General features: G+C 39.7%; 31 protein-coding genes and 1 riboswitch. Of the genes, 11 read left to right on the top strand and 20 right to left on the bottom strand.

Annotation, left to right across the window (positions count from 1 at the left end; all coding sequences use genetic code 11):
• Window positions 1-213: 213 nt before the first annotated feature.
• On the top strand, window positions 214-501 hold the full coding sequence (locus AC0C45_RS05705; protein WP_257062538.1) for an SPW repeat domain-containing protein: 288 nt from the start codon (window positions 214-216) through the stop codon (window positions 499-501).
• Window positions 502-773: 272 nt separating this feature from the next.
• Here the strand turns inward: AC0C45_RS05705 and AC0C45_RS05700 are convergent, their stop codons facing one another.
• Window positions 774-1,046, bottom strand: coding sequence for a WGxxGxxG family protein (locus tag AC0C45_RS05700; RefSeq protein WP_034649716.1), 273 nt, complete (start codon window positions 1,044-1,046; stop codon window positions 774-776).
• A 435-nt stretch (window positions 1,047-1,481) separates the two neighbouring features.
• The gene (locus tag AC0C45_RS05695) at window positions 1,482-2,747 is read right to left on the bottom strand and encodes a molybdopterin molybdotransferase MoeA (RefSeq protein ID WP_472927951.1); all 1,266 of its coding nucleotides are present in this window, start codon (window positions 2,745-2,747) and stop codon (window positions 1,482-1,484) included.
• Window positions 2,748-2,861: 114 nt separating this feature from the next.
• On the opposite strand from AC0C45_RS05695, the gene moaC reads away from it, so the two are divergent.
• Window positions 2,862-3,350 (top strand): cyclic pyranopterin monophosphate synthase MoaC, encoded by a 489-nt coding sequence (gene moaC / locus AC0C45_RS05690; protein WP_472927950.1) that lies wholly within the window; start codon window positions 2,862-2,864, stop codon window positions 3,348-3,350.
• A gap of 12 nt (window positions 3,351-3,362) precedes the next feature.
• Window positions 3,363-3,875: a MogA/MoaB family molybdenum cofactor biosynthesis protein gene (locus tag AC0C45_RS05685; protein WP_016765113.1), complete on the top strand. Its 513-nt coding sequence runs from the start codon at window positions 3,363-3,365 to the stop codon at window positions 3,873-3,875.
• A 33-nt stretch (window positions 3,876-3,908) separates the two neighbouring features.
• On the opposite strand, the gene AC0C45_RS05680 is transcribed toward AC0C45_RS05685, so the two are convergent.
• Entirely contained in the window at window positions 3,909-4,571 is a 663-nt protein-coding gene (locus AC0C45_RS05680) for a sulfite oxidase-like oxidoreductase (protein WP_013084470.1), read from the bottom strand.
• 75 nt (window positions 4,572-4,646) lie between these two features.
• Window positions 4,647-4,753: riboswitch (SAM riboswitch) on the bottom strand.
• A gap of 144 nt (window positions 4,754-4,897) precedes the next feature.
• Entirely contained in the window at window positions 4,898-5,266 is a 369-nt protein-coding gene (locus tag AC0C45_RS05675; protein WP_459992293.1) for a hypothetical protein, read from the bottom strand.
• 402 nt (window positions 5,267-5,668) lie between these two features.
• On the opposite strand from AC0C45_RS05675, the gene AC0C45_RS05670 reads away from it, so the two are divergent.
• The gene (locus tag AC0C45_RS05670; RefSeq protein ID WP_472927949.1) at window positions 5,669-6,253 is read left to right on the top strand and encodes a YjgB family protein; all 585 of its coding nucleotides are present in this window, start codon (window positions 5,669-5,671) and stop codon (window positions 6,251-6,253) included.
• A gap of 27 nt (window positions 6,254-6,280) precedes the next feature.
• Here the strand turns inward: AC0C45_RS05670 and AC0C45_RS05665 are convergent, their stop codons facing one another.
• The 3 genes from AC0C45_RS05665 to AC0C45_RS05655 form a co-directional block, all read right to left on the bottom strand.
• Entirely contained in the window at window positions 6,281-7,123 is an 843-nt protein-coding gene (locus tag AC0C45_RS05665) for a GNAT family N-acetyltransferase (protein WP_171776742.1), read from the bottom strand.
• Window positions 7,120-7,788: a cyclase family protein gene (locus tag AC0C45_RS05660; protein ID WP_047930625.1), complete on the bottom strand. Its 669-nt coding sequence runs from the start codon at window positions 7,786-7,788 to the stop codon at window positions 7,120-7,122. Before AC0C45_RS05660 ends, AC0C45_RS05665 begins: the two co-directional genes overlap by 4 nt.
• 93 nt (window positions 7,789-7,881) lie before the next feature.
• Complete coding sequence (locus AC0C45_RS05655; protein ID WP_016765119.1) at window positions 7,882-9,009, bottom strand: 2-methylaconitate cis-trans isomerase PrpF family protein; 1,128 nt, start codon at window positions 9,007-9,009, stop codon at window positions 7,882-7,884.
• A 184-nt stretch (window positions 9,010-9,193) separates the two neighbouring features.
• Here AC0C45_RS05655 and AC0C45_RS05650 point away from each other — a divergent pair, with 184 nt between their 5' ends.
• From AC0C45_RS05650 to AC0C45_RS05640, 3 genes are all read left to right on the top strand, one after another.
• Window positions 9,194-10,054 (top strand): LysR family transcriptional regulator, encoded by an 861-nt coding sequence (locus AC0C45_RS05650; RefSeq protein WP_025750019.1) that lies wholly within the window; start codon window positions 9,194-9,196, stop codon window positions 10,052-10,054.
• Window positions 10,055-10,350: 296 nt separating this feature from the next.
• Window positions 10,351-11,667, top strand: coding sequence for a CitMHS family transporter (locus AC0C45_RS05645; protein WP_047930626.1), 1,317 nt, complete (start codon window positions 10,351-10,353; stop codon window positions 11,665-11,667).
• A gap of 67 nt (window positions 11,668-11,734) precedes the next feature.
• On the top strand, window positions 11,735-11,896 hold the full coding sequence (locus AC0C45_RS05640) for a hypothetical protein (protein ID WP_016765121.1): 162 nt from the start codon (window positions 11,735-11,737) through the stop codon (window positions 11,894-11,896).
• A gap of 105 nt (window positions 11,897-12,001) precedes the next feature.
• On the opposite strand, the gene AC0C45_RS05635 is transcribed toward AC0C45_RS05640, so the two are convergent.
• The gene (locus AC0C45_RS05635; RefSeq protein WP_472927948.1) at window positions 12,002-12,679 is read right to left on the bottom strand and encodes a hypothetical protein; all 678 of its coding nucleotides are present in this window, start codon (window positions 12,677-12,679) and stop codon (window positions 12,002-12,004) included.
• A gap of 157 nt (window positions 12,680-12,836) precedes the next feature.
• Here AC0C45_RS05635 and AC0C45_RS05630 point away from each other — a divergent pair, with 157 nt between their 5' ends.
• Window positions 12,837-13,079 (top strand): hypothetical protein, encoded by a 243-nt coding sequence (locus AC0C45_RS05630; RefSeq protein ID WP_047930627.1) that lies wholly within the window; start codon window positions 12,837-12,839, stop codon window positions 13,077-13,079.
• Window positions 13,080-13,119: 40 nt separating this feature from the next.
• On the opposite strand, the gene AC0C45_RS05625 is transcribed toward AC0C45_RS05630, so the two are convergent.
• The 3 genes from AC0C45_RS05625 to AC0C45_RS05615 all read right to left on the bottom strand — a co-directional run bounded on the left by AC0C45_RS05625 (window position 13,120) and on the right by AC0C45_RS05615 (window position 15,185).
• Window positions 13,120-13,764 (bottom strand): Bax inhibitor-1/YccA family protein, encoded by a 645-nt coding sequence (locus AC0C45_RS05625; RefSeq protein WP_016765124.1) that lies wholly within the window; start codon window positions 13,762-13,764, stop codon window positions 13,120-13,122.
• A gap of 144 nt (window positions 13,765-13,908) precedes the next feature.
• On the bottom strand, window positions 13,909-14,490 hold the full coding sequence (clpP, locus tag AC0C45_RS05620; RefSeq protein WP_013084484.1) for an ATP-dependent Clp endopeptidase proteolytic subunit ClpP: 582 nt from the start codon (window positions 14,488-14,490) through the stop codon (window positions 13,909-13,911).
• A 29-nt stretch (window positions 14,491-14,519) separates the two neighbouring features.
• The gene (locus AC0C45_RS05615) at window positions 14,520-15,185 is read right to left on the bottom strand and encodes a sigma-70 family RNA polymerase sigma factor (RefSeq protein WP_237892790.1); all 666 of its coding nucleotides are present in this window, start codon (window positions 15,183-15,185) and stop codon (window positions 14,520-14,522) included.
• A 152-nt stretch (window positions 15,186-15,337) separates the two neighbouring features.
• On the opposite strand from AC0C45_RS05615, the gene AC0C45_RS05610 reads away from it, so the two are divergent.
• Window positions 15,338-15,877: a DUF2199 domain-containing protein gene (locus tag AC0C45_RS05610; protein WP_472927947.1), complete on the top strand. Its 540-nt coding sequence runs from the start codon at window positions 15,338-15,340 to the stop codon at window positions 15,875-15,877.
• Window positions 15,878-15,915: 38 nt separating this feature from the next.
• Here the strand turns inward: AC0C45_RS05610 and AC0C45_RS05605 are convergent, their stop codons facing one another.
• The 3 genes from AC0C45_RS05605 to AC0C45_RS05595 all read right to left on the bottom strand — a co-directional run bounded on the left by AC0C45_RS05605 (window position 15,916) and on the right by AC0C45_RS05595 (window position 18,966).
• On the bottom strand, window positions 15,916-17,166 hold the full coding sequence (locus AC0C45_RS05605; protein ID WP_205661810.1) for a C40 family peptidase: 1,251 nt from the start codon (window positions 17,164-17,166) through the stop codon (window positions 15,916-15,918).
• Between the two features lie 179 nt (window positions 17,167-17,345).
• Window positions 17,346-18,545: an MFS transporter gene (locus AC0C45_RS05600; RefSeq protein WP_472927945.1), complete on the bottom strand. Its 1,200-nt coding sequence runs from the start codon at window positions 18,543-18,545 to the stop codon at window positions 17,346-17,348.
• On the bottom strand, window positions 18,514-18,966 hold the full coding sequence (locus tag AC0C45_RS05595; protein ID WP_237892792.1) for a MarR family winged helix-turn-helix transcriptional regulator: 453 nt from the start codon (window positions 18,964-18,966) through the stop codon (window positions 18,514-18,516). Before AC0C45_RS05595 ends, AC0C45_RS05600 begins: the two co-directional genes overlap by 32 nt.
• A gap of 254 nt (window positions 18,967-19,220) precedes the next feature.
• On the opposite strand from AC0C45_RS05595, the gene AC0C45_RS05590 reads away from it, so the two are divergent.
• Complete coding sequence (locus AC0C45_RS05590) at window positions 19,221-19,649, top strand: hypothetical protein (protein ID WP_034649688.1); 429 nt, start codon at window positions 19,221-19,223, stop codon at window positions 19,647-19,649.
• Between the two features lie 21 nt (window positions 19,650-19,670).
• On the opposite strand, the gene sigH is transcribed toward AC0C45_RS05590, so the two are convergent.
• The 4 genes from sigH to AC0C45_RS05570 all read right to left on the bottom strand — a co-directional run bounded on the left by sigH (window position 19,671) and on the right by AC0C45_RS05570 (window position 22,027).
• Window positions 19,671-20,321 (bottom strand): RNA polymerase sporulation sigma factor SigH, encoded by a 651-nt coding sequence (sigH, locus tag AC0C45_RS05585; protein ID WP_013058500.1) that lies wholly within the window; start codon window positions 20,319-20,321, stop codon window positions 19,671-19,673.
• 384 nt (window positions 20,322-20,705) lie between these two features.
• Window positions 20,706-20,861: a DUF3934 family protein gene (locus AC0C45_RS05580; protein WP_162837669.1), complete on the bottom strand. Its 156-nt coding sequence runs from the start codon at window positions 20,859-20,861 to the stop codon at window positions 20,706-20,708.
• A 77-nt stretch (window positions 20,862-20,938) separates the two neighbouring features.
• Window positions 20,939-21,139 carry a cold-shock protein gene (locus AC0C45_RS05575; RefSeq protein WP_013058502.1) on the bottom strand — a complete coding sequence of 67 codons (201 nt, stop codon included), beginning with the start codon at window positions 21,137-21,139 and terminating at the stop codon, window positions 20,939-20,941.
• Window positions 21,140-21,466: 327 nt separating this feature from the next.
• Window positions 21,467-22,027 carry a histidine phosphatase family protein gene (locus tag AC0C45_RS05570; protein WP_016765131.1) on the bottom strand — a complete coding sequence of 187 codons (561 nt, stop codon included), beginning with the start codon at window positions 22,025-22,027 and terminating at the stop codon, window positions 21,467-21,469.
• A 97-nt stretch (window positions 22,028-22,124) separates the two neighbouring features.
• Between AC0C45_RS05570 and AC0C45_RS05565 the strand changes: the two genes are divergently transcribed.
• Window positions 22,125-22,799: a hypothetical protein gene (locus AC0C45_RS05565; RefSeq protein ID WP_034649684.1), complete on the top strand. Its 675-nt coding sequence runs from the start codon at window positions 22,125-22,127 to the stop codon at window positions 22,797-22,799.
• 40 nt (window positions 22,800-22,839) lie between these two features.
• On the opposite strand, the gene AC0C45_RS05560 is transcribed toward AC0C45_RS05565, so the two are convergent.
• Entirely contained in the window at window positions 22,840-22,953 is a 114-nt protein-coding gene (locus tag AC0C45_RS05560) for a YjcZ family sporulation protein (protein WP_013058504.1), read from the bottom strand.
• Between the two features lie 362 nt (window positions 22,954-23,315).
• On the bottom strand, window positions 23,316-24,704 hold the full coding sequence (locus AC0C45_RS05555; RefSeq protein ID WP_016765133.1) for an amino acid permease: 1,389 nt from the start codon (window positions 24,702-24,704) through the stop codon (window positions 23,316-23,318).
• Between the last annotated feature and the right edge of the window lie 19 nt (window positions 24,705-24,723).

Below are 24,723 nucleotides of genomic sequence, written 5' to 3'. Positions count from 1 at the left end.
ATTTTGAAACATCTTATGAGAACTCATCAACAGAAGTGCTTGTTCCTATATTAAAAGTTGAAAAAATCTCAACAGGCGTTGATGAATACTCAACACACATCACTTACAAACATATAGTTTAATAATGACATCATAAAGAGTGTCATACATTGAGGAGGGAATGCGGTGAAAATAAGAGGTATTATTAACGCTATAATCGGTATTTAGTTTGTTATTGCCCCGTGGATGCTTGGTTTTTCATACGATGCAGGAGCTACTTCAGCAAGTATTGTATTTGGAATTCTCCAAGTCATCACATCTCTTTTAGGAGCGAATAAACCAGGATGGAATTCATGGCAAAACTGGATTTCCCTTATTAGCGGATTATGGTTTGTTCTTTTTCCTTTTATTTATTCATTAACAGGTGAGGTACTTTGGTCTAGCATTATACTTGGGTTAATGACCGGGCTATTTAGCTTATGGAGCTTGAACTCTAAATTAAAACTAAAAGCTGTAAGTTAAAATACCAATAATATTCCACTATTTACTTAACCTGTGGAAGATGCCGCCACGCATCGATCTATGGGAGAAACGATTCTGCAGCAGAAAAGCTCCCTACAGAAATAGGGAGCTTTTTCTACTTTTTATGTAAAGCCTACACAGATTCAGTCAACGTAATGTACTTTATAGAAAATAACAAAGGTGTCCCTAATTGCTAGAAGACACCTTTATGGACTCTTTAGAAAGCTAATTTTTGACAACCATTATTTATCTCTACTCATGCAAAATAGATACTAACGAACTTTTTCTTCACGGTCATCTCTTCTTTTAAGACCAAACAGACCAGCTAGTCCTAGTAATCCTAGTAATTCCCAAGGTGAATCATTGTCATCATCCACATCAGTTGCTGTAGTGACATTTCGAGTATTTACGTCATCATTATAAGTATTTACGTCATCATTATAATTTGTTCTATCTACGTTATTGTTTTCAGCATTAACCGGCAAGATGAAAGTCATCATAGCTAAAGCTAACGTACATAATAAAACAGACCATTTTTTTCGCATAATTTCTCCTCCTTTCCTTTTGTTAATAGATAAAGTTCCCAACGTTATTAGTTACTATTCGTTAAGTAAATATATCTTTTGAAACTACTCACTAATACCCAAAATAAAGAAGCCTTTGAAATTAGTATGAATATATTTCTTGTCTATTAAGCAAACTAGCCAAGATGCAATGAAGCATCACTCATGGAATCTAATTACATCATAGAAAAAACTACCTTCTCCCTAACTCCAAGGTAGTTTTTTCATTTCCAGGCTGTATATGTTATACAATTATAGTTAACATAAGCGCTCTTTCCAGAACACATCATAAAAACGAGCCCTTAATACTCAAGGACTCGTTCGCCTACTCGCTTTTTCATTTATTTGATACATTATTGATCTACCAGCATTTTGAACACTATTCAGACTAGAACTTGTACATAAAAAATAAACTTTTTATACCCAAAGCGAGCTCGTACCTTCTTTTTCAAGATGCAGCACGTTCACTTCTGTTCCTTTACCATATCCATGCTCTCCTCCTGGAAGAACAATCAGCGCGTTTGCTGCAGCTAATGACGAAATAGCGCCTGACTTGTCCATGCCAACAGGCGTCACAACAAGCTTTCCGCCTTCGTCTGAAATCTCTCCTCGCACCATTCGCGTAAAAGCATTAGGTTCTTTAAAACGTCCGTTTAACACCGCTTTTGTTTTATGTAAATGAGGCAGTGGTGAATGTAAAAAACTGCGAACAATCGGACGAACAAACAGTTCAAACCCGACATAGCAAGCAGAAGGATTTCCTGATAGTCCAAACAGCAGCTGTCCGTTTCGTTCTGCGACTGTTGTGACGCTTCCCGGTCGCATCGCAATTTTGTTAAACAGCACGTTCGCACCAAGCTTTTCATAAATAGCCGGCAAATAATCATAGTCGCCAACGGATACCCCACCGGTTGTCAGTAAAATATCTACTTCTTCAAGCGCTTTTTCTACCGCTTCATAGCAGCGGTCAAAATCGTCTTCAAGCTTCCCTAAATATTTCGGAATTCCCCCGCTTCTTACGATTTGCGCAAGTGCCATATAAGAATTGCTGTTGCGGATTTTTCCTGGTTCTAACGGCTCGTTCACATCAAGCAGTTCACTTCCCGTTGTTAATACGCCAACCACAGGCTGCTTCACCACGGCGACATCCGCATAGCCAAACGTAGCTAAAAAAGCCGTGACGCCCGGATTGATTCGCGTCCCTTTCGAAACAAGCACGTCTCCTTTTTTTGTTTCTTCTCCCTTTAACGCAATGTGCTCCCACTTTGAAGCTGGCCTGCTTAACGCCATATACGTTTTGCCTTCTTTTTCATACGACTTCGTTACTTCAAGCATCACAACCGCATCACATGAATGAGGCGCTTGCGCTCCTGTCATAATGCGCACCGCTTGAAACGGCTTTACTTCTTCTTCAAAAACAGAGCCAGCGCCGATTTCACCTACAACTTCGAACTCTACAGAATGTTCACTTGAGACTTCTACGCAGTCTTGCGCTCGAACCGCAAAGCCGTCATAAAGCGATTTATTAAAATGAGGAACGTTTTGGTCGGCGATAATATCTTCTCCTAAATAGCGTCCATAGCTTTCGGTGATCGATACGCGCTCGATGCTGCCTTTTCTTTTATATGTCATGACTTTTTCAATTGCTTCAGGAATTGAAATAGGTGTTCTGCTTTCTAACATACATTCTTCACTTCCTTTATGTCTGTTCACTTTTGGCACTATGGTGTAAAATCATAGCATATCTCACTATTTCTATCATACAACAAAATTTACTGAAAAAGGATGAAAATACCGATGTCTTCTTTTACACATTTTAATGATCAAGGCCGTGCCAACATGGTCGATATTAGCGAAAAATCTATTACGCGCCGCGTCGCAACAGCTCGTTCAAGCATACTTGTTAACAAAGAAATTCACGAAGCCATTGTAGAACATAAAATTGGAAAAGGCGACGTCCTTGCTGTCGCACAAGTAGCGGGAATCATGGCAGCAAAACGCACGTCTGACATTATTCCGATGTGTCATCCTCTTTTATTAAAAGGCGTAAACCTTTCATTTGACTGGGATACAAGTAATGATCAGTACCGTTTATTAATAGAAGCAACGGTTAAAACGGAAGGCTCAACGGGCGTTGAAATGGAAGCTTTAACCGCTGCTTCTGCCTGCGCTCTAACCGTTTATGATATGTGCAAAGCCATTGATAAAGGCATGATTATCGGCGAAACGTATCTGCTTGAAAAATCTGGCGGCAAAAACGGTGAATATAAACGCATGGAATCATAAAGGAGGTACATAATGAGCGTACACGAACATAAATCTAAAGCAACTCAGCCCGTTCGCTGCAAAGTCATTACGGTATCAGACACACGTACGAAAGAAACCGATAAAAGCGGCGCGCTAATGATCCAGCTTCTGAAAGAACACGACATGCAGATCGCTTCCTATGAAATTGTAAAAGACGACCAAACGTCGATTCAACAAGCCATACTTGCTGGCTGCAGTGATGAGAACATTGACGTTGTTCTCACAAACGGCGGGACGGGCATCACAAAACGAGACGTCACCATTGAAGCCGTTCAAGCGCTGATTCATAAAGAAATCGTTGGGTTTGGCGAGCTGTTTCGCATGCTGAGCTACACCGAAGATATTGGCAGCGCTGCGATTATGAGCCGGGCAATTGCCGGGACGATTAACGAAAAAGCCGTTTTTTCTACACCAGGATCAAGCGGTGCGGTTCGTCTAGCGATGACCAAGCTGATTTTGCCTGAACTTCGCCATGTTGTGTGGGAATTAAACCGCCAGCGCTGACAAAATGCCTATGCACACGCATAGGCATTTTCATTAATCATAGTCTTTATGTACCCACTCATCTTCTGGAATACCTAAATCTTCTCCAGAAAAACGCTCTTCTTTAAACGGATCTCCTCTAAGATGAAAGCCGTTTTGCTCCCAAAAGCCAGGATGATTTTCATCAATAGCTTCAAAGCCTCGAAGCCATTTAACACTTTTCCAAAAGTACAAATGCGGAACAACCAATCGCAGCGGATATCCGTGCTTAGCTGTAAGCGGCTCTCCGTTAAAGGAATGAGCGAGAAGAATATCGTCTCTCAGTAAATCTTTTACTTCAATGTTTGACGTATAGTCATTATCTCCATGCAGCATGATGTATTTACTTTTTAACTCCACGCCAACTGCTTTTAAAAAGTCTGTAAACAGCACGCCCGTAAATTCATTATCAAGCCTTGTCCATCTCGTTACGCAGTGAATATCACATTTCACCGTTATTTGCGGCATGTCCAATATATCTTGATACGAAAGCGTCACTTCTTTGTTTACTAATCCAAACACTCGAAGCGTCCACTCCTCTAAGTTATACTCCGGCACGTCGCCTTCATGTAAAATCGGAAAGCGCTCCGTTACTACCTGACCCGGAGGCACTCGTCCTTCATACTTTGGATCAATTTCCGGTGTTTTCATTCGTTTAATACGGTCTGCTTTGTTCAAATTATCACCTCGTTATTTTTTGTACATAAAAAGCCCTTCCTTAAATAAATAAGGAAGAGCTTTGTTTCAGCTTCTTCCTTATCTCTAAGAGCGATACACTCTTAAGGATTTGGCACCATTCTGTCATAGACAGCGGTTGCCGGGTTTCACAGGGCCAGTCCCTCCACCTCTCTTGATAAGGAAACAAATTGTATTTGTTTTATGTAATAAAGTCAGTATTAAGCTTTTTGTCATAATTGTCAATATTATTTTGCTTTTCCGCCAAAAAACTTTAAAAACAGATAGAGTTATAAGGTTTTAGTCTACTAAAATACCATGTAAAGCCTTTACCCTTCTCCATCAATCATCGTATACTTCCTGGCAAAGCGCTTGTAGTAAATTTGCTCACCCTCTTGTCCATCGTTAAAAACAAGTCGATTATGATCAATATCTTTTTCTTTTAACACGTATCCCTTTTCATTCATCAGTTGAATATATTCATCTAAATGTCCTTTTTTCACCATATAATGAAGAGCATCGTCTGGATCTGTAGTCCTTGCTACACCTTGACTTCCCACTTCTAACTTGAATACAGCTGTTGCTGTTTGAACGGGACGATAATCTCCAAACACTCTTTCCCAATTTAAGAGCAGCAGCGCGCCGAAGATTATGATAAATCCTCCAGCCGCTACGGTGAGCACAAATCGTTTTGACACTACTTTCTCTCCTTTACATTCTTTTTCTTCTATTTAATACAACAGATTTCCCTAAACTTGTTTTTACGCCAAGTCCTAGATACACAGCAGCAATATATACATTTAACAAATAATTGATTTTTTGTATCATACTTATAATTATTATCTAATTTTTTATAAAACATTAGAACCCTCTCTATATTACGTTTTTTTACCTAATAAAGGAACAGAAACCAATCTTTTTACCTATGATAAATGAATCGTTTTTTGCTTTTTACTTTACCTGACGTTTACATTCTAAAAGACGTGTTACATTATATATATCAGTTACCAACTAAACTAAGACTCCTGGACTATTCTGGCCTACCTGTTCTTTTAGGTAGACTGAGGTTGCTAAATCGTTATATATAGGAGGAAAAAATCATGAAAATGAAACAAAGAATATCAAAAGCAGCGGCGGCTGCAACGATTACAGGAATTGCTGCATTTGGATTTGCTCCTGTCGCTCAGTTTGATACACCAGCACATGCAGCTACATCTCAAGAAACAAACAGTCAAAGTCAAACAGCTGTAAAAAACATTAATGAAATTTACAACGCCGCAGTAAAAGGTGAGGTGCCACGCTTAACGGTAGACTTCAAAATTGGCAAAACACTGCGTCAAGACGTTCGCGACCAGTTCGGTCCCCCGCCTGAAGGTTCATCAAACAACTTTGACTACTATCATGCGGAAATGGGTCACCCTGGATACGCATTTGGCTATGATCAAAATAACGTCATTAACGAAATCCGCTATTTTGGTACAAATGTAGAGCGTCAAACAAATCTAGGCTCCATCACGCAAGCTAACTTAAAGAAAGAATTAGGTCAGCCGAACTTTACAGGCAAAGTAAAAGGTGATGGTACTATTCAAACGAAGTACACCTATCACGCCGGCGCCTATGATCTTGAATTCATTTTTGATGATAGCAAAACGTTAAATCACGTTAATTTAGTTAAAAAACCTTAAGTAATAGAAAAAGTAGCAGACAGCCTGCTACTTTTTTTCATGAAGTAAAACTAATGCGGAATCTGCTACGTGTTCATAGCCAATTTCCATGTAAATCTTGTTAGACGTAGGATTTGTCATATCTGTGTATAGACTTGTCGTTTGAAAACCTCTGTCTAGCATAAGCTGAGAAAGCGTGGATACACAGCTTGAGGCATAGCCTTTTTTACGTTCTTTTTGAGGCGTGTATACAAAGTTAATCGTAATGTTATGGGCCGTTGGACGCGTAGCATTGGCAATCGAGACATACTCACCGTTCACTTCCCATAAAAATAGCCGTTCTGCTTTAATAAAAGCTTCTCCTGTTTTGACAGCTTGTTCTTTTGATACAGGGTCTCCAATGACGCCCATAAACTCCCAAATCCATTCTGCCACGAGCGGAAGGTGTTCCAATCTTGCTTTTACGAGCACTCCGTCAGCGTCCGCAGCTTTTTTTACTTTGTCTAACCGATAAATGCGCTGATCCATTTTTAAAGAAGCTTCTTGATTTTTTAAATCTGCTAGTTTTTGAGAAAGATATAAAACCATTTGTTTTTCTCCAACTAAGCCCGGTATGTCGATTTCTTGTAACAGCTCTGCCGCTTCGCTTAGTTCACCCTCCGTTAGCTGCTGTATTTGAGACAGTATGATTTGCTTAGGATGGGTTTGCAGCAACACAAGCGCAGCACGGCTGTCTTTTAAAATAACACCCATAAAATTTGGTTTGCTGTTTTCCTGCAAGCTGTGTAAAATGCCGAGCGCTAAGTTATGAAGAACTTCATTCTTTGATAAAAGTGGCTCTACTTGGTTTTTAAATTCCTGCACTTCTCTATATCTATGTAACTGGATCATTTTCTTTCTACCTCCGCAAATGCTCTTACCGGAAACGTTCCAACTCCTTTTATTTTAGGAGGCACGGCGTAAAATAAAAAGGACTTCGCCGTTAGTTGATCTAAGTGACATAAGTGTTCAGCAATTACAATGTCCGCTCCTAACAGCAGCGTATGAGCTGGTCTTGTTTTTCCTTTTGTATCATCAATATTCATCGAATCAATTCCAACAAGAGCGGGCTGTTGAGACACTAAATAGGCTGCCGCGCTTTCTGTTAAGTATGGATGATTTTCTAAATAATCGTCTGTATCCCAGTAGCGATCCCATCCTGTATGAATTAATACCGCTTTGCCTTTTACATCTACATGTTGAAAATGAGATTCATCAATCGCTTTTAAAGTCGTGTCAACTGAAACGACTATTCCTTCTAACCCGGCTGTTTTATCAATAGCCATTTGAGCTAAATCCGCTCCGTCTTTGTATCTGTGAAACGGCACGTCAATATACGTACCTGTATTCGTGACCATTTCAATTTTACCGATTTGAAATTCAGTGCCTGGTTCATAAAGCTTTCTAGACTCTTCTCGGCTTAAATAGTCGCAAATGATCGGTGCCGGCAAGCCTTTATGTGTGATAACTCCGTCTTCAATGATGTGGCTTAGATCAATATACGTTCTTTTTTTCATACCTCCACCCACTTTTTCGATATTCAGTAAAAATATTCTAACATAAAAAAGCTCTTCCTAGTTTCCTAGAAAGAGCTTTTTTAGAGAACGTTATTAACTTGATAAACATACATCATACGTATGCTTTGTATAAACAAATCCTTCAAAAATAAGACGGGCTGTACGCACTACTTTGATTCCGTTAACCTGTCCATCTTTTAGATCCACACTGGTTTCCATAATTCCCATTGGATGAGCAAGTCGAACGGTATCACCTTTTAATTGAACCATTTCTGACGGAAGCGTGCCTTTTGTATAGATAGCCGCCGTTGTACAAATTGCTCCTGTAATCGCAAGCGTTTGATGCGGTTTTTGCATCGACATCATGCGGATTAATACGTCCATTTGAGAAGCAGCTTTTTCTCTGCCAGTCCCGTCGCGATGGTCCATAGGAGGAGAAATAATCGTCATTTTTGGAACCGCTGGTGATAGTTTAGTTGCTTTGTCTTGAGGTGCAAGCCCCGCTTTTTCCGCTGCAATGGAGCGAATTTCTTCAAATAGCTTCAGCTGTTTGTCCGTGTATTCATGCGGAAGTTCTGCTCCCTTTAGGCCAATATCCGCTGCTTTAACAAATACAAGCGGATTTCCTACATCAACAATTGATGCTTTTATCGTCCCGATGGATGTTTGCAGAAGATCGATAGCGTTCCCGGTTGGAAGCAGTTTTCCAGTAACGGCTCCTTCTCCGTTTTCAAACGAAAGATAAATGGGTGAACCCGTGCCTGGCACTCCAGGAATCATACAGGATCCTTCTGTTTTCACTTTCCCGTTTTCTACTTCTACTTCCGCTACGATTACTTTTTTGGTATTTGTATTATAGATCCGCACTTTAGTCACCGGTTCCACAGCTTGTACAAGTCCTTGTTCGATTGCATAAGGTCCGACCGCTGAAGAGATATTGCCGCAGTTTCCTTTAAAATCAACGAGAGATTCGCTGATGCTAACCTGCGCAAACGTGTAATCTACGTCAGCTTTCTCTAAATCTGATTTTTTTATAATCGCGATTTTACTTGTCAGCGAATTAGCTCCGCCTAGTCCATCAATTTGACGTTGGTCCGGACTTCCCATTATATCTAGCAAAAACGGTTCCCAATCGGATTTGTTCACAGGCATTTCTTCATGATTGATAAAAACCCCTTTACTTGTTCCACCTCTCATAACCGTTACAGGAATGCGCGTCATATTAATCACCTTTCTCCCCTACTAACAAACGCCGAGGCGTTCATCAAACCATTTTATTTTTTTACTATTTAGAACCGGTTCATTTGCCATTTATCGTATAATAGAGGTGGTCATAAGTAAAATACATAAAATTTATTGTCTTTTTAAAAATTTTTTTATAATCTAAATACAAGGGGGAATCGGGATGGATCAAAAAGATTGGATATTAATTAAAACGCTTCACGAAGAAAAGAACATTACGCGAACGGCTGAAAGGCTCTACGTATCGCAGCCTTCTTTAAGCTACCGCCTTAAAAATCTTGAAGAAGAATTTGGCGTGTCGCTTTTCTTCAAAACGAAAAAAGGAATTGAGTTTACATCTGAAGGTGAGCATCTTGTTCGCTATGCGGAAAATATGTGGAAGCAACTGCAGGAAACAAAAGACAGCATGCGTAATATGAGCGAAACCGTTACGGGAACGCTTCGCTTAGGGGTATCGAGTAACTTTGCACAGCATAAGCTTCCTAAAATTTTAAAGCAGTTCTCTCTTCACTACCCAAATGTACAGTTCAGCGTCAATACGGGCTGGAGTACGCAAGTTATGAATCTATTAGACTCTTCGCGTGTGCACGTTGGTATTTTACGAGGCAATTACCCGTGGAACGGAGAAAAATCACTGCTGACGAAAGAACGGCTCTGCTTAATTTCGAAAAAAGAGATTGCGATCGATGATTTGCCGAACCTGCCTTATATTAACTATAAAACCGATACGTCACTAAAAGATCTCATTCAAGACTGGTGGCATGACAAGTTTTCAGAGCCTCCGTTTGTGGCAATGGAAGTTGACCGGCAAGAAACGGCCAAAGAAATGGTCAAAAATGATTTAGGCTTTGCCATTTTACCTGAAATTTGCCTTCACTCCAGCGACAACTTATATACATACGGACTTTCGTACCGAGATGAATCACCTTTGCTTCGAAACACGTGGCTCATGTATGATCCTTCTTACTTGAATCTATCGGTCGTGAAAGCGTTTATTGACTTTTTAAAGCTAAGTGAAAAATAAAGCCAAAGTTAAAAAGTTTGCGTCTTGGAAAAATCTCTCTTTTAGACCAAGCTTTTTTCTAGACTACCATTATAAAAATTTTTTATGAACTTTCTAAAAAAACCTATATTTCCTTTATTTTTAAAAATGTACTAACATGAAAACAAGAAACATCAGCGGGAGTAAAGAGCGGCTTTAAAAATTCTTAATAATCAAACTACGACTCATACATGGGGATGAGAAATGTTAGTCACGTTTTTTTACTCTAAAAGAAAACGCTTTCAGAGAAAAGAGGGAAAATAAAGGAGGTTGTTTGAATGCTAGCAATACTAGGTTTTACAATGATTATTGTCTTTACGTATCTCATTATGTCAAAAAGGATGTCTCCTATCGTAGCTTTAATGGTCATTCCACTTCTTTTTGCGGTGATTGGAGGTTTTGGCAAAGGTGTCGGAGACATGATGCTAGAAGGGTTAAAACAAGTAGCTCCGTCAGCTGCGATGCTGCTGTTCGCCATCTTATATTTCGGGGTTATGATTGATGCCGGACTGTTTGATCCATTAATTAAGCAGCTGTTAAAAATCGTAAAAGGCGATCCGCTTAAAATCGTCATCGGAACGGCTCTTCTATCGCTTTTAGTTGCACTAGACGGAGACGGTACAACCACTTATATGATTACGGTTTCTGCTCTTCTTCCACTTTATAAACGCCTGAATATGAGTCCGTTAGTGTTAACGACAGTTGCGATGCTTTCTCTTAGTATTATGAGCAGCATGACGCCTTGGGGAGGCCCGGCTACTCGTGCGATTGTCGCCCTTCACCTCGATGCATCTGAGTTCTTTATTCCACTTCTTCCAACGTTAATTGGCGGAGCTTTATGGGTTGTCTTTACAGGCTATATTCTTGGAAAAAAAGAGCGCAGACGACTTGGTGCTATTGACATCGAGCAGTTTGAATTAAAAAGCTCGCTTGCGTTTGCTGAAGACGCATCTTTAACTTCTCAAGAAGATATTACACAGCCTAAAAAAATCTGGATTAATTTAGCTTTAACCATTGCACTCATGGTCGTATTGGTTTCTGGCATTTGGTCTGTTTCTGTTTTATTTATGATTGGTTTTGCGCTTGCTCTTATGATTAACTATCCAAAACTTGAGGATCAAAAAGAACGTTTAATGGCTCATGCAGGCAACGCACTAACTGTTGCAGCCCTTGTTTTTGCAGCCGGTATTTTTACAGGAATACTATCCGGCACTAAAATGGTTGACGAAATGGCAAGCCTGTTAATTCATTTAGTTCCTGATTCACTCGGTTCGTTTTTACCGACAATCGTTGCTTTAACAAGCATGCCGTTTACATTCGTGATGAGTAACGACGCTTATTACTTCGGTGTTTTACCAATATTCGCTGAAACAGCTGCTTCTTACGGAATTGATCCGATGGAAATTGCGCGAGCTTCAGTGCTCGGACAACCTGTTCATCTGTTAAGTCCACTCGTTGCGTCTACTTTCTTACTTGTAGGTATGGTAGGTGTTGATCTTGGTGAACATCAGCGCTTTGCATTTAAATGGGCCATTTTAACATCTCTTGTTCTAATTGTCCTTGCTATTGTCACAGGGGCACTTACGCTATTTTAATAGGAATAAAAGCCGTTATGGCTCTTTATTAATAAATTGATAAATGATAGGTGGAGGTACTTCTAAAATGTATGTAATTACGTGTTATGTAAGAAAAGGTGAAATGAGAATGTACGAGTTTGATAGCAAAGAAGAAGCCCTTTCTCAGCTCAAAAACCTGAAAGGCTGCACCATTCTTTCAGAAGTTGTTTATTTTAATGATTCATCGGTTATTCCGGTAGCTATTTAATTATGCACCACTCAACCCTATAGGTACAAACTTGATAAGCTTCCTTTCGCTCAAAAGGAAGCTTCTTTTTTATGTTCTTCTGAGATTTCGGTCCCTTTTCTCTCCTCAACGTTTTGTTACGTCTGGTTCGTTTTGTTTCCTTGCTTTAATCATATCAATAATTTGATTTGTATGTGGAGTTAGCACAGCGCATTTTTGATAGAAAGCTCCTTCTACAACGAGCAGCTCTTCATCCATCCCGCAAAACTTGCAGCGGAGCTCTTGTGGTCCTGCGTAAGAGGTGTGATAAACACTATCGTTAAAGATGGTGTAAAAAGTATCTCTTTGCTGGGCATCGTAAAAGCTATATTGCTGGTTAGCGTCATCACGGTAGTTAACTCCATAGTTCCGGTCGAATTCTTCTTGAGTAAATCTATCCTGTAAAAGTTCATTTTGTACTAGTTCCCTTAAGCAATCCTCTATTTCCTCACCGTTAAATGAACAATCATGTACGTAAACTTCTGGTTCTTCGCTATTGTTCTCTTTTACCATCACTTCACTGCCGCAAACCTTACAGGGATGTTTGGGACTCTGTTGATCAAAGTAAGAGAGCGTTTGGACCTTTTCCACTGCTATTTCATCGCTCACTTTTTTAAACTTAATCATCACATTTTCTGTTTGACTGACGTTTTCGTTATACAACATCACTTCATATTCATCTATATTCTTTCCGTTTTCTTTTCGACTCATATGCTCCATTACTTCATACGAAGAAATAGTAAAAAACTCTTTAAAATTCACCACTAACATGCATCCTTCCAAAAAATTTACGTTCTCTATGTACCTGCTCTATACTACCATTTTTTCAAAGGCTCGCACCACTAAACGAACTTCTTTTAGGTTCGCATATCCTTTTCTTATCTGGCATACATAACACTAACCCTTTTATAAGGAGGATTTCATGAATATGTATATAATCATCAGCATTGGCGTTGTTGCCAGCGCATTTTTATTTCGGAAATATCGAAAGCAAGTTGTTGAAATATATACAATCAGGGAATTTATTCACGCTCAAAACGGCGCGGTCGCTAAAAGCTCCATGTGGCTTGAAAAGTTTTTTAAAGAACCTTACGCTACCGGACCAAACTATGAAAAAACAGAGGATGACGTTAGCGAGGATGGAGATGGGGATGGCGGAGAATAAATAAAAGAAAAAAACCTGTTGTGAGAACAGGTTTTTCTTATTAATCATCGCTTCCTAAAATACCGAAAAAGCGAAGCAAGTTGATGAATAGATTAATAAAGTCTAAATAAAGAGATAGTGCCAGCAGTGGAACAAGCTCTTCCGTGATTTCACCGTGCTTCATTTTATTAAAATCATACAGCACGTAAAGTGAAAAAACGATGGTACCAATCACTGAGAATGCCATGAGTCCAGGCGTTGTTAAGGGACTAAACAGCGAGAAAATGCTGATACAGACTAGTGCTAACAGCGCTACTAATAAAAAGCTGCCTAAAAACCCTAAATCTTTTTTCGTTTTTGCCCCAATCACACCCATCACAGTAAAAATAACGAACGTGCTTCCAAACGCATAAAGCACAACTTGCGCCCCCGCTACTGATGCATAGTAGCTAACAATCGGAAACAGCGTGATGCCTGATATAAATGAAAACGCATATGTAAAACCGTATCCTACGCTTTTTTTCTTTCGTAACATAAATGCCGCAACCAGCATCACAAGTTCAGCAATCGCTAACGGAATAAAATAAGCCGGCGGCACATATTGACCTACGTATAAGCCAACTGTTGAAATAAATAACGAAAAAATAAATGTTACTAATACTTTTTGAAACAGAGACCGCTGCTCTACTCCAATCACTTCTTGCATGTGTAAAACCTTCTTTCTAAAATCTGTTATATTTTATATAATACCTACCTTTTTAAGAAAAATAAAGATAATACTAAGGTCTTTTTTCTTATTTCTATAGAAAGGAAGCATAGACGCTGCCGTCTATGCTTCCTTGGTGTCTCTTTATTTTGGCAACAGAATACCGTCAATAATTCCGTAAGTCTTTGCTTCTTCAGCACTCATAAAATAATCTCGTTCCGTATCGTTTGCCACTTTTTCAACCGGCTGTCCCGTTCGTGTTGATATGATTTCATTAATATGCTGCTTCAATTTTAAAATTCGCCGAGCGCTAATTTCAATTTCAGTCGCCTGCCCTCTAGCCCCTCCTAGCGGCTGATGAATCATAACTTCACTATTTGGAAGTGCATAGCGCTTTCCTTTTGCTCCTGCTAGGAGAAGCAATGCGCCAAAAGAAGCGGCCATGCCCGTGCAAATCGTTTGAACATCCGGCTCGATATACTGCATCGTATCATAAATCGCAAACCCTGCTGAAGTGGAACCTCCGGGGCTGTTAATATAAAGTGAAATATCTTTTTTAGGATCATCTGCCGCAAGAAACAGCAGCTGCGCGACCACGCTGTTGGCAATATGATCATTGATTTCATCACCAATCAAAATAATCCGGTCTTTTAACAGCCTCGAATAAATATCATACGAACGTTCACCGCGGTTGCTTTGTTCAATTACATATGGAATCGTACTCATATATATCCTCCTTATCACACGTAATATGGCTATGCAGCCATGCAGAGAGTGCACTTCAGAGTATACGTTGGTTTTTGAATGACGCTTTTTAAGGAAGGCAAAGCATGAATCAAAAGTGCTGGGTCCTGCGCTTCTAACGTTTTATAAAACAGTTCTGACAGCTCATTACGCTCTTTTTCATCCCAAAAAGAATCTGTAGAAAACGGCTCACCGTCTTTTTCTAACCGCTGCTTAGCACGATGTAAATTGCTTTTTACCGCCGTTTCTGACGTTTGTAAAATCAACGCTATTTCTTTTAGCTGATAGCGAAAGCCTTCTTTTAAGAAAAAGATAACTGCTTGCTTTGGCGTAAACTGACTAAGGAGCAGCTCGACCGAGTGTCCTTTCATATCAAACGCCCGCTTGCCGTCTTGTTGGTCCAAACCTTCTTCTGCGGCTATTACTTCACGCTTTCGTTTTCTCAGCAGATCAATCCAGTGGTGATACGCAATTTTATTTAACAGCGCGGAAGACAGCTTGTGCTCTTCACCTTTATATCGCTGAGCTTTTAAAAACGTTTCTTGGGCAATATCGTCTCCGTCCCACGCATTTTGGGCTAAAAAGCGGCAGTACTGCTGCAATTTTGGGTAATGCTCGTTCCAGCATGCATCGTCAAAGCTTTTTGTTTGTGTTTCGATTTTTTTTGAATGTGACATGATTTTCACTCCTTTTGCACTCTCTATTTACTAAACGATTAAAGGAAGTTCAAAAGATACGGGGAATCAAACTTTTTTACACATTATACGCTTAAGCAGCTATTTTTTTGTATTATAATGAAGATACTTTTATCTGAGGAGTGTAAAATAATATGCGAAGAAGAAAACTATACGACAAGAAGAAAACGAACAAACTTCACTATAAAGACTTAACCTGTGAACACCCTCAGCCTGCTTTGCCTATGAGCTATACAAGTGAAGCTCCTTTTTACTATTATGACGCGTCAGACGATGAAAGACAAAACGACTTTGAACTATATTCAGAGATTTGTATCATGAATCAAGAACATTTTTTCGTAAGAGGCTGTGTTGAAATTCCTGTTTTTAATGAAGAAGAATTTTTCACTTGGAACATATGGGTTTCTTTAAGCGAAGAAAATTTCCGCCGAATGATAGATGTATGGGAAAGTGACAAAAGAGAAAAGGAACCGTCTTATTTCGGCTGGTTTTCAGTTTCAATTCCAGGCTATCCCGAAACGTTAAATTTAAAAACAAATGTGCATACAAGATCTGTTGGAACAAGACCGCTCATCGAGTTAGAGCCAACCGATCACCCTTTAGCCGTCGAGCAGCGGGAAGGGATAACGCTAGAGCGAATCAAAGACATACAAAAACAATTGACTACCTATTAAAAAACCAAGACAGCCCCAGACTGTCTTGGTTTTTACCTTTATGGCATGCGCTTTGCTCCGTAGTATTTAGGCGCCCAGTAGCTGTCTACTTTATAGTTTGTAATTTTCACGCCCTCAGATGTGGACACGTGAACGACATAGTCATTTCCAATATAGATAGATGGAATAAGTGAACTTCCTTCAAAAAAGACGAGATCTCCCGGCTTTAAGTCAGATTGTGAAATGGTTTCTCCTGCATTCCACTGCTGACTCGCATAGCGCGGAATGTCTTTTCCAGCTGCTTCTTTATAAATGTATTGAACAAAACCAGCCGTATCAAAGCCTGTAGAAGGACTTGTCCCACCTTGTGCATAAGGTACTTCTCCTACATATTTAAGAGATTCGGTCACAAATGGGTTGTCTTTTGATAGCGATAAGTCATCGTAGCGCCTTGCTCCTGCGTACTTAGACGTCCAGTAGCTGCTTGTCAGGTAATCCATCGTCACATTTTCGCTGCGCTTGGCATGAATAAACTGATTGCCGCCTGCGTAGATACCGACGTGTGAAATCCCTTCACGATACGTGTCTTTAAAAAAGATAACGTCTCCTGCCTTTAAATCTGCGCGAGCAACTTCTTCTCCAACTTGCCACTGCTGATCGGTTGATCTCGGAAGGTAGACGTCCGATGCGTGTTGAAATACATATGCAACAAATGCGGAACAATCAAAACCGTCCGTTGGCGACTCGCCTCCAAATACATATGGTGTGCCGAGATGTTTTAGCGCTTCTGCAATAACTTCATTATCTTTTGCAATTTCCGGTGCTCCTGTAATTCGCTTTGCTTTGGCAAAATGTGATGACCAATAGGCGCTGCTTGAAATGTTTTTCACCACGACTTTTCCGTCTGAAGAAGATGCATAAATCATCTCATCGTCTCCGATATAAATAGCGGCTACGTTCACTTCACCGTTTTCATTGGTGTCAAAAAATAATACATCGCCCGCTTGCAGCTCGTTTTTATCGACGTCTGTTCCAAGCTCTGACTGTTCTTTCACGGAACGAGGCAGCTTTGTATCGAGCGCTTGTTTAAACACATATTGAACGAAGCCAGAGCTGTCAAACCCTTCGCTTAGCGTCTCTCCTCCAGACGTATAATCCGCTCCTTCATACGTTTTTGCTTTGTCAGCAATCACGTTTTCATCTGTAGCAGCCTGTACTTGCACAGCTTTTTCTGCAGGAAAAGCGCCTTCATAAAAAGTGGCAAGACTAAGCCCTAACGCTGTGACCATAAGAGGTTTCATTACTTTCATATTTGTTCTCCTTTGTTTTTTATTTCATCCAAGAAGTTTTATATGTAAATGGTTCCTCTGTTAAAGTATGGTGCAGATGGATAGGAATTGGCTAGTACCTTTTGACTTAAATATGCTTCCCTTCCAAAGTCCTGTAAAAAATCCAGAAAAAAACTCGGCGCATATTACGCCGAGCTTTTTTATTTCATGCCCACCTGGATATTTGCTGCTTTTTGTTTTTGACGTAAATTTGCAATCCACTTGTAGTAAAGTGTAATCAAAAGAACAAAAATACCAAGTGCAAAGTACAGTTTTGAATATCCTAAAGCACCTGCTGCAATTCCTAATACAAATGAACCAACCGCAATACCGCTATCATAAAACGTAAAGAATGTAGCAGTTGCATATGCGCTTCGGTGAGCAGGCGCCGCTTGAATCGCAAGCGTTTGGAAGCTAGGAAGCAGCGTTCCGTAGCCTAGACCTACTAACGCACCTGAAAACAGCAGCATCCAAGAAGAATGTGTAAGGCTTAAACTAAATAGACCAATCGCAAAGACAATACACGATGGAATAATCACAATGTTTGGGCCAGATTTATCAAATAATCTTCCTGTAAACGGTCGTGAGATCAGCATCGCAGCTGCGAATACGACAAAGAAAAAGCTTGCTGTTTTAATCAATCCAAGCGACTGTGCGTACACAGAAATAAAAGAAATAATGCTTGCATACGAAAAAGAAACGAGAATACCTACAGATGAAATCGGCATGGATTTCTTTTCAAACAAATCGCTCAGTGAAAATGAGTTCTTCACTGACGGAGCAGCGTTTTCTTGAAGATTTTTGACCATCATTCCGCACAGCCAGCCAACGAGCATAATCACTCCAAATACAAGGAAAATAATATTGTATGCCATGTATTGATGAAGCGTTAGTGCTAAAAACGGCCCTGCAACAACGGCTAAGTTCATTGACATTCCGAAGTAGCCAAGCCCTTCTCCTCGTCGTTTAGCGGGAACTAAATCCGCTGCAATCGCTCCGGTGACAGTTGTTGCTAAGCTGAATGAAATTCCTTGAAAGAAGCGCAGTAATAAAAGCACGTTAAAATCGTGGATGAACATATATAAGAAGGAAGAAAGCGCAAAAATGAGGGTACTAAATACAAGCGTTTTTTTCTTTCCAATGTTTTCAATGACTTTCCCTGAAAATGGTCTAACAATAATCGCAGATAATAAAAAGATGGTAACAACAAGCCCTGCCTGCGTACTCGTGCCTTCTAAGGCGTCTAATACATAAATCGGCAGCAGCGTTAGCAATGCATAAAACACGACAAAAATAAAAAAGTTGGTAATCGCAATGCTGATAAAGCTTTTAGTCCAGATTGGCTCCTGCTGGTTCGTCATTCATTTCACCCTTTTCTGTAGATTTACAAATTTTCTTTAATAACGAGATAAGCTGATCTTGTTCGCTGCCGGATAAAGCAATCAGCAAATTTTCTTCTAAACGTTCAATTTCTTGCTGAATTTCCGGAAGCTTTTTCTTCGCTTGAGGAGATAAATAAACGATGCGCTCTCGTTTATCACTGCCTGCTTTTCGAACGATCCATCCGCTTTTTTCAAGCCTTGTTAACGTGCGGGTAACCGTTGGCGCTTCGACATTTAAATACTGCCAAATCTCCGTTTGCGTCATCGAGCCGAATCGCTTTAAACAAAATAATATTGAATACTGTGAGCTGTATAGCCCGTACGCTTTTAACACTTCATTTACTTCTTTAATAGACAATCTCGACTTTTGATGAAGCTCATGAAACACCAAGTTATTCACTTTTTCCCCACCTCACCTTTTATTTTATTTACCTAGGTAACTAATTGTTCTTTTATTAGTATATGTGCTGCTGCTTGATGTGTAAAGGTGGCGAAAAAGGGCAAAAACCAGCTGTTTTCTCTTACTTTATACTAATGATTTACGCTTTCACTTCTGTTTTCTTATTCTTTTGTATCACGAAACTTTTTGTATATATTTACATGCACCTGCAAACTCTGTTAAAGAAGACGAAACAATATGCGGGAGGCTGGTATATGTTTTCACTGCGCGGCGATGCTCATAAAGTCTACCTTAAACTGAAAAAAGCAGCTCATCAAAACCAAAACGCAGAAGAAATTGATGAATTAGCGGAAATGGAAGAAATCCGGCAGCTTTACCTTACGCTCGAAAGCGCTACTTTGCGAAAAGTGTATTACCGAATGACCAAAGAAAAAAACGGCTCCGGCGTCATTCCCATCCTTGTTTCTGCTTTGCCTTGGCTCTTTTTTTTATTTTCACAGCGGCTGCAGCAATTTTTATTTAAAGACGGCAGCTGGCTTTGGATTATTTTTGTGGTGCTGTACGTTTTTATGCTCATTCCAAGCGTGTTTCTTCATTTCCGTGAACAATCGTGGGCTTCTGTTCATATTGAAATTATTCAAGACATTTTAAAAGACCGTGAAAAAGAGCCGAAACCCCTTTGAGGCCCGGCTGTTTTTTACCTATTATGAAATAGCTTGTCTGCTTTCTACGTCTCGACCTAACTTTCTTTTGATACGCTGCAGCGCGTTGTCAATTGACTTGACGTGCGTATTTAATTCTTTCGAAATTTCAGCGTATGAATGGCCGTCCATATACAGCGTCAATGCTTTTCTTTCCAATTCACTAAGTGTTTCCGCAATTTTCAACTCGCGGTCTTCCACTTTTTCTTGATGAATCAGCACCGCTTCCGGATTAGCAATTTGATCGCCAGGAATCATATCCATCAGCGTATAATTTGATTCTTCATCATACAGAGGCTTGTCCAATGAAATGTACGAATTTAACGGACCGTGCTTTTGACGAGTAGCCGTTTTAATTGCCGTAATGATTTGTCTTGTGATACATAACTCCGCAAACCCTTTAAAAGATGTTAGCTTGTCTTCATTAAAGTCGCGAATTGCTTTGTACAGTCCAATCATTCCTTCTTGGACAATATCTTCTTTTTCAGCACCAATCAAAAAGTATTTTCTTGCTTTACCCCTCACAAGATTTTGATACTTGTTGATTAAATACTCCAATGATTTTTCATCTCCGCTGTGAACCATTTCAACCAAAACATGATCTTCTAACATAGCATAATTTTGAACTTTTTCAATTACGATGCCTACGCTCACTCATATCCCCCCGTTACACTTAGTTGAGTTTTGATGTGTTCTAAACTGATGCATGATCTACTTGTTACGACGCTACTGCAATACGGTCCAGAAACGTAAAAAGCGTACAGGTAAACTGTCGCTTTCCTCTCTCACTTTATGCTCCCCTGCATCTTTCTATAATCTATTATAAAGAAGTATAACCGATAAAAATCAAAAAGGTTGTCGAAATATGAAAGTGTTTGCAAAAAAAATCAATTTTTATAGAAAATTCACACAAATCACTTTATTATTTCATATAGTGACAGCAATCTGTCAAAAAAGCAATAAAAAAACAATTCCATATTAAATAAACTTACTCAAGCAGAGTAAGTCGAAATTGCAGATTATACTGCGCATATAGGATTAGTTGCCTTCCGGCTTATCAGCATTTTTTGTTCCCTTGCTTTTATAAGGCTTTGCATTTTTCTTCTTTTTTGCACTCGCCTGCCAGCGGTTCCACCCTTTTTTGCCGGTGCCTCGCCCTGTGCCGCCTTTACCTTTTGCTTTACTCATACGTATTCCTCCGTTACCTGCGTGTTTGTTACAATAAAAAAAGACCCCGTCCAAAGTCGGAGTCTTTTTTGGATTGCATAAAATTATGCTTTTACAACGTTAGCAGCTTGTGCACCGCGTTGACCTTGCTCGATGTCGAAAGTCACTTTTTGACCTTCGTCTAAAGATTTGAATCCGTCGCCTTGAATTGCGCTGAAATGTACGAATACATCTTCTCCGCCTTCAATTTCGATGAAACCGAAACCTTTTTCTGCATTAAACCATTTTACTGTACCTTCAGTCATACTATTTCCTCCAGTGGTGGAATTAATCCACGCATATATTACTACCCTTGCTCAATCGTACTATTTCCAGACAAAAATTTCTATTGAAGAATATTTCTCTTCTTTCAATTTCATACCGAACAAAAATAATTAACCTTAGTGTAACATATCAATTTAGAAATAGCAAGTTTCTGTTCTAAGACAGGCTTTATCCTAATTATGTATCTGCTAAAAGCCTACGGGGCAGCTTTGAGGCTACCAACATTTCTGAATTGTGATGCGGCAGAAGGTTTTTATATTGAGCTAAACTTATCGTCTGCACAAATGCACAAAAAATCTTTTATTTCATCAATTTGTTTTCTGCTCATTCCAAAGCCTTGTAATGGAAACGTTCTTCTTTTCGAGATCGATTTGATATATATCTGGATTTGTTAAACGCGACCATTCATTAAACCCAAACTTCGGATCAAAATATCTGAGGATTAATGTCATCATATTGCCGTGCGTAACAAACAGAGTCGTTTTCTGTTTTTCATTCATTACTTCTTTAAACAGCTCTAAAGCACGTACCGTGGCTTCTTTCGTCGATTCTCCTCCGTCTACCTTGAAGTCTATGTCATCAAAAGTTCTTTTCAATACTTCTATCCAGTTGAAAAGAGGCTGTCCGCTTAAACGCCTTTCTTCTAGCCTTGTATCTATATGAAGAGGGAGACCAGTATCTTTTGCATAAGGTTCAATTGTTTGAACGGCTCGTTTGTACGGACTTGAAATAATTTTATCAATGGGATAACTCAGCTTGTTCAAATAACCTATTAACTGCTGGGCCTGCTGTATGCCTTGTTCCGTCAATGATGCTTTTGCTTCTTGCCCTTCTGCTTCACAATGCCTAACTAATAACAAAGTTTTCATTCATCTTCCCTCCACGCACAGAAAAATATCCATTAATTACAAAATAAGATAATAATAGTATATAATGATACGTGATTTATAGCTAAGGAGGAACCACATGATTCATGAACGATCACTTTTAATAAAAGGACTCACCTTTTTACTAGCTGTTTTTATTTTAAACATCCCTTTTCCTAACTCAACGCCGCTCAGTCATTCTATCTTTTCTTTTTTAGGTCTTCCCCTCTATGGAGATGAAGAAACAAGGACGGGAATTCAATATGCTAGCAATGCGTGGGGAATCATACTTTTACTTGGTCTTTTTGCCCTTTACAAAAGTTTAAATCGTCATCGTTTAAAACTAACGATGTTAGCTGCATTTATTGTCATATCAGGTCCTGGTCATATGGTTGAAGCGATGCAAAAGACCGTATTACCAGGTATGTATGCCGTTTCTTACGATGTGGAAAACAGCAATTGTACATACAAGAGAAATAAAAAAGAAACCGTATTAACGGGCACCTGTGACCTTTCATTTGAAAATCACAGCTCAAAACCTATTACGTTTGAAGTAGCACTGGATGAACGCTCCTATTTTAAAGAAGATTCCCCTTTTTTACTTATGATGAATAAGCCTAGGCTTCATACTGTTACGTTGGAACCAAAGACGTATCAAACTGTCGAAATCACTTCATCTGTCAAAGCAGCAGATTTCCCTTCTAAAGTCTTTATGAGTGAAGTAAACGGTTTTCATGTAAACATTTATCAAAACGGGAAAAAGCGTTATTTATAAGCATAGAAAAAGCCCTTATAGGGCTTTTTAAATGAGTGAATTACCAGCCAAAGCCTCCGCCGTAGCAGCTGCAGCCGATGATCACTAATAAAATAAATAATACAACTAATAAAGCAAAACCAGATCCATGACCATATCCAGCATTTCCAGACATACGAACACTTCCTTTTCTTTAGTTACTCTTTCCTCAAGAAAAATGCAGCTTGCATTTCGCTTGAGTTGGATTATCTTATGCCTGAACACGCCCTTTTGACTCTGGTTTTTTCTTTTTTTCTTTTTCCTTCTTGCCATGCACCTCATCAATAAAAGAAGAAAACGGCCTAAGAAAAGCGCTGACTTCGCTTCTTCTCCTCTGTTCAAAAGAGATTAAATCAATCCAATCTAAAGACGAACAAATAAGATGCATGAGCTGAAACCTACGTTCACCATTCCAATAAAAAATCCGAACGCGTTACATTCATCGTTCGGATCTTCTTCTTAAACTAAAATGCTTTTCAGCCTCTCTTACAAAATCATTTATTTCACTAGCTTACGTCTTTCGGAAGACCGTACTTCCGTACGCTTACCGATACCTAATACATAGTAGCTCAGCACAACAATAGCTAAAAAGATAATGCCTACAATCAGCGATATGCGCGTTTCATCATTAAACCACATGCCTACAAGCACCATAAGTAAAAACGCGATGGTTACGTAGTTCGTCACAGGAGCAAAAGGCATTTTAAACGGATGTTGGTCCATCGCCGCTCCTTTTGCTTTTCGAAAACGAATTTGACTGATAAGAATTACAAACCACGGAATCATCCCTGGAAGCACGCTCGCACTGTACACGTACACGAAAACGTTTGGCGGTGCAATATAATTTAAGACAACGCCCGCCGCTAAGCCGATCATCACCGCAACGGTACTATAAATAGGCACACCGTTTCGAGAAACCTTTGTAAAAAAGGCCGGAGCCTGACCGTTTACACCTAGCGTGTAAAGCATACGTCCCGCACTGAAAATTCCGCTGTTGCACCCAGACATTGCCGCTGTGATGACAACAAAGTTAATAATGCCCGCCGCTGCTGTAATTCCTACTTTAGCAAACGTAGAAACAAACGGACTGCCGAGTGAATCCAGCTCGTTCCACGGATACACCGTTACAATCACAAAGATGGCGCCGATATAAAAAATTAAAATACGCCAAATTAAGCTTTGAATTGCACTTGTTAACGTTTTTTTAGGATCTTTTGCTTCTCCTGCTGTAATTCCAATAAGCTCTACTCCTTGATAAGCAGCAATAACAAGCGACAAGGCAAAGAAAAAGCCTGACCATCCGCCTGTAAAGAAACCGCCGTTTGCCCACAAATTCGACAGGCCAAGCGCTTCGCCGCCGTTTCCAAGACCGAAGAAAATAAGGCCAAGACCGGCAATAATCATGAGAACAATCGTAACAATTTTAATCATTGCAAACCAAAATTCAAACTCTCCAAACGATTTCACCGAAATTAAATTGGCCCCACCAAGAATGACCATGGCGACAATTCCCGGAACCCACGCCGGTAAATGCGGGAACCAGTACTGCATATAAGCTCCGACTGCAATAATCTCTGCCATGCCCACAATCACCCATTGAAACCAGTTGCTCCAAGCCGTGATATAACCAGCTAACGGATGAATATATTTATGACCGAATGTCGCAAATGAACCCGTACTTGGCTCTAAGTAAAGCATTTCCCCCATTGCACGCATAATAAAGAAAATAAAAACGCCGCAAATAGCATACGCAAGCAGGACGGATGGCCCCGTCCATTTAATGGTGCTTGCTGAACCCATGAATAACCCTACCCCAATCGTTCCTCCAAGAGCAATCATTTGGATATGACGAGATTCAAGCCCTCGTTTTAACTCTTTGTTTGCCAATTTACTTCCCCCTAGCCCC

The organism is Priestia sp. VA7 (assembly GCF_055710015.1).
The sequence above is the reverse complement of the archived record's forward strand: the minus strand, read 5'-3'. Positions and strand labels throughout refer to the sequence as shown.

Bases quoted from the DNA above. Each gene is read 5' to 3' on its own strand.
- AC0C45_RS05640 (WP_016765121.1), top strand. From the start codon at position 11,735: ATGTATGTAATTACGTGTTATGTAAGAAAAGGTGAAATGAGAATGTAC.
- AC0C45_RS05630 (WP_047930627.1), top strand. From the start codon at position 12,837: ATGAATATGTATATAATCATCAGCATTGGCGTTGTTGCCAGCGCATTT.
- AC0C45_RS05655 (WP_016765119.1), bottom strand. From the start codon at position 9,009: ATGACGCGCATTCCTGTAACGGTTATGAGAGGTGGAACAAGTAAAGGG.
- AC0C45_RS05695 (WP_472927951.1), bottom strand. From the start codon at position 2,747: ATGTTAGAAAGCAGAACACCTATTTCAATTCCTGAAGCAATTGAAAAA.
- AC0C45_RS05685 (WP_016765113.1), top strand. From the start codon at position 3,363: ATGAGCGTACACGAACATAAATCTAAAGCAACTCAGCCCGTTCGCTGC.
- AC0C45_RS05660 (WP_047930625.1), bottom strand. From the start codon at position 7,788: ATGAAAAAAAGAACGTATATTGATCTAAGCCACATCATTGAAGACGGA.
- AC0C45_RS05645 (WP_047930626.1), top strand. From the start codon at position 10,351: ATGCTAGCAATACTAGGTTTTACAATGATTATTGTCTTTACGTATCTC.
- AC0C45_RS05565 (WP_034649684.1), top strand. From the start codon at position 22,125: ATGATTCATGAACGATCACTTTTAATAAAAGGACTCACCTTTTTACTA.
- AC0C45_RS05600 (WP_472927945.1), bottom strand. From the start codon at position 18,545: ATGACGAACCAGCAGGAGCCAATCTGGACTAAAAGCTTTATCAGCATT.
- AC0C45_RS05560 (WP_013058504.1), bottom strand. From the start codon at position 22,953: ATGTCTGGAAATGCTGGATATGGTCATGGATCTGGTTTTGCTTTATTA.
- AC0C45_RS05665 (WP_171776742.1), bottom strand. From the start codon at position 7,123: ATGATCCAGTTACATAGATATAGAGAAGTGCAGGAATTTAAAAACCAA.
- AC0C45_RS05605 (WP_205661810.1), bottom strand. From the start codon at position 17,166: ATGAAAGTAATGAAACCTCTTATGGTCACAGCGTTAGGGCTTAGTCTT.
- AC0C45_RS05615 (WP_237892790.1), bottom strand. From the start codon at position 15,185: ATGTCACATTCAAAAAAAATCGAAACACAAACAAAAAGCTTTGACGAT.
- AC0C45_RS05650 (WP_025750019.1), top strand. From the start codon at position 9,194: ATGGATCAAAAAGATTGGATATTAATTAAAACGCTTCACGAAGAAAAG.
- AC0C45_RS05670 (WP_472927949.1), top strand. From the start codon at position 5,669: ATGAAAATGAAACAAAGAATATCAAAAGCAGCGGCGGCTGCAACGATT.
- AC0C45_RS05590 (WP_034649688.1), top strand. From the start codon at position 19,221: ATGTTTTCACTGCGCGGCGATGCTCATAAAGTCTACCTTAAACTGAAA.
- moaC (WP_472927950.1), top strand. From the start codon at position 2,862: ATGTCTTCTTTTACACATTTTAATGATCAAGGCCGTGCCAACATGGTC.
- clpP (WP_013084484.1), bottom strand. From the start codon at position 14,490: ATGAGTACGATTCCATATGTAATTGAACAAAGCAACCGCGGTGAACGT.
- AC0C45_RS05610 (WP_472927947.1), top strand. From the start codon at position 15,338: ATGCGAAGAAGAAAACTATACGACAAGAAGAAAACGAACAAACTTCAC.
- AC0C45_RS05700 (WP_034649716.1), bottom strand. From the start codon at position 1,046: ATGCGAAAAAAATGGTCTGTTTTATTATGTACGTTAGCTTTAGCTATG.
- AC0C45_RS05625 (WP_016765124.1), bottom strand. From the start codon at position 13,764: ATGCAAGAAGTGATTGGAGTAGAGCAGCGGTCTCTGTTTCAAAAAGTA.
- AC0C45_RS05575 (WP_013058502.1), bottom strand. From the start codon at position 21,139: ATGACTGAAGGTACAGTAAAATGGTTTAATGCAGAAAAAGGTTTCGGT.
- AC0C45_RS05570 (WP_016765131.1), bottom strand. From the start codon at position 22,027: ATGAAAACTTTGTTATTAGTTAGGCATTGTGAAGCAGAAGGGCAAGAA.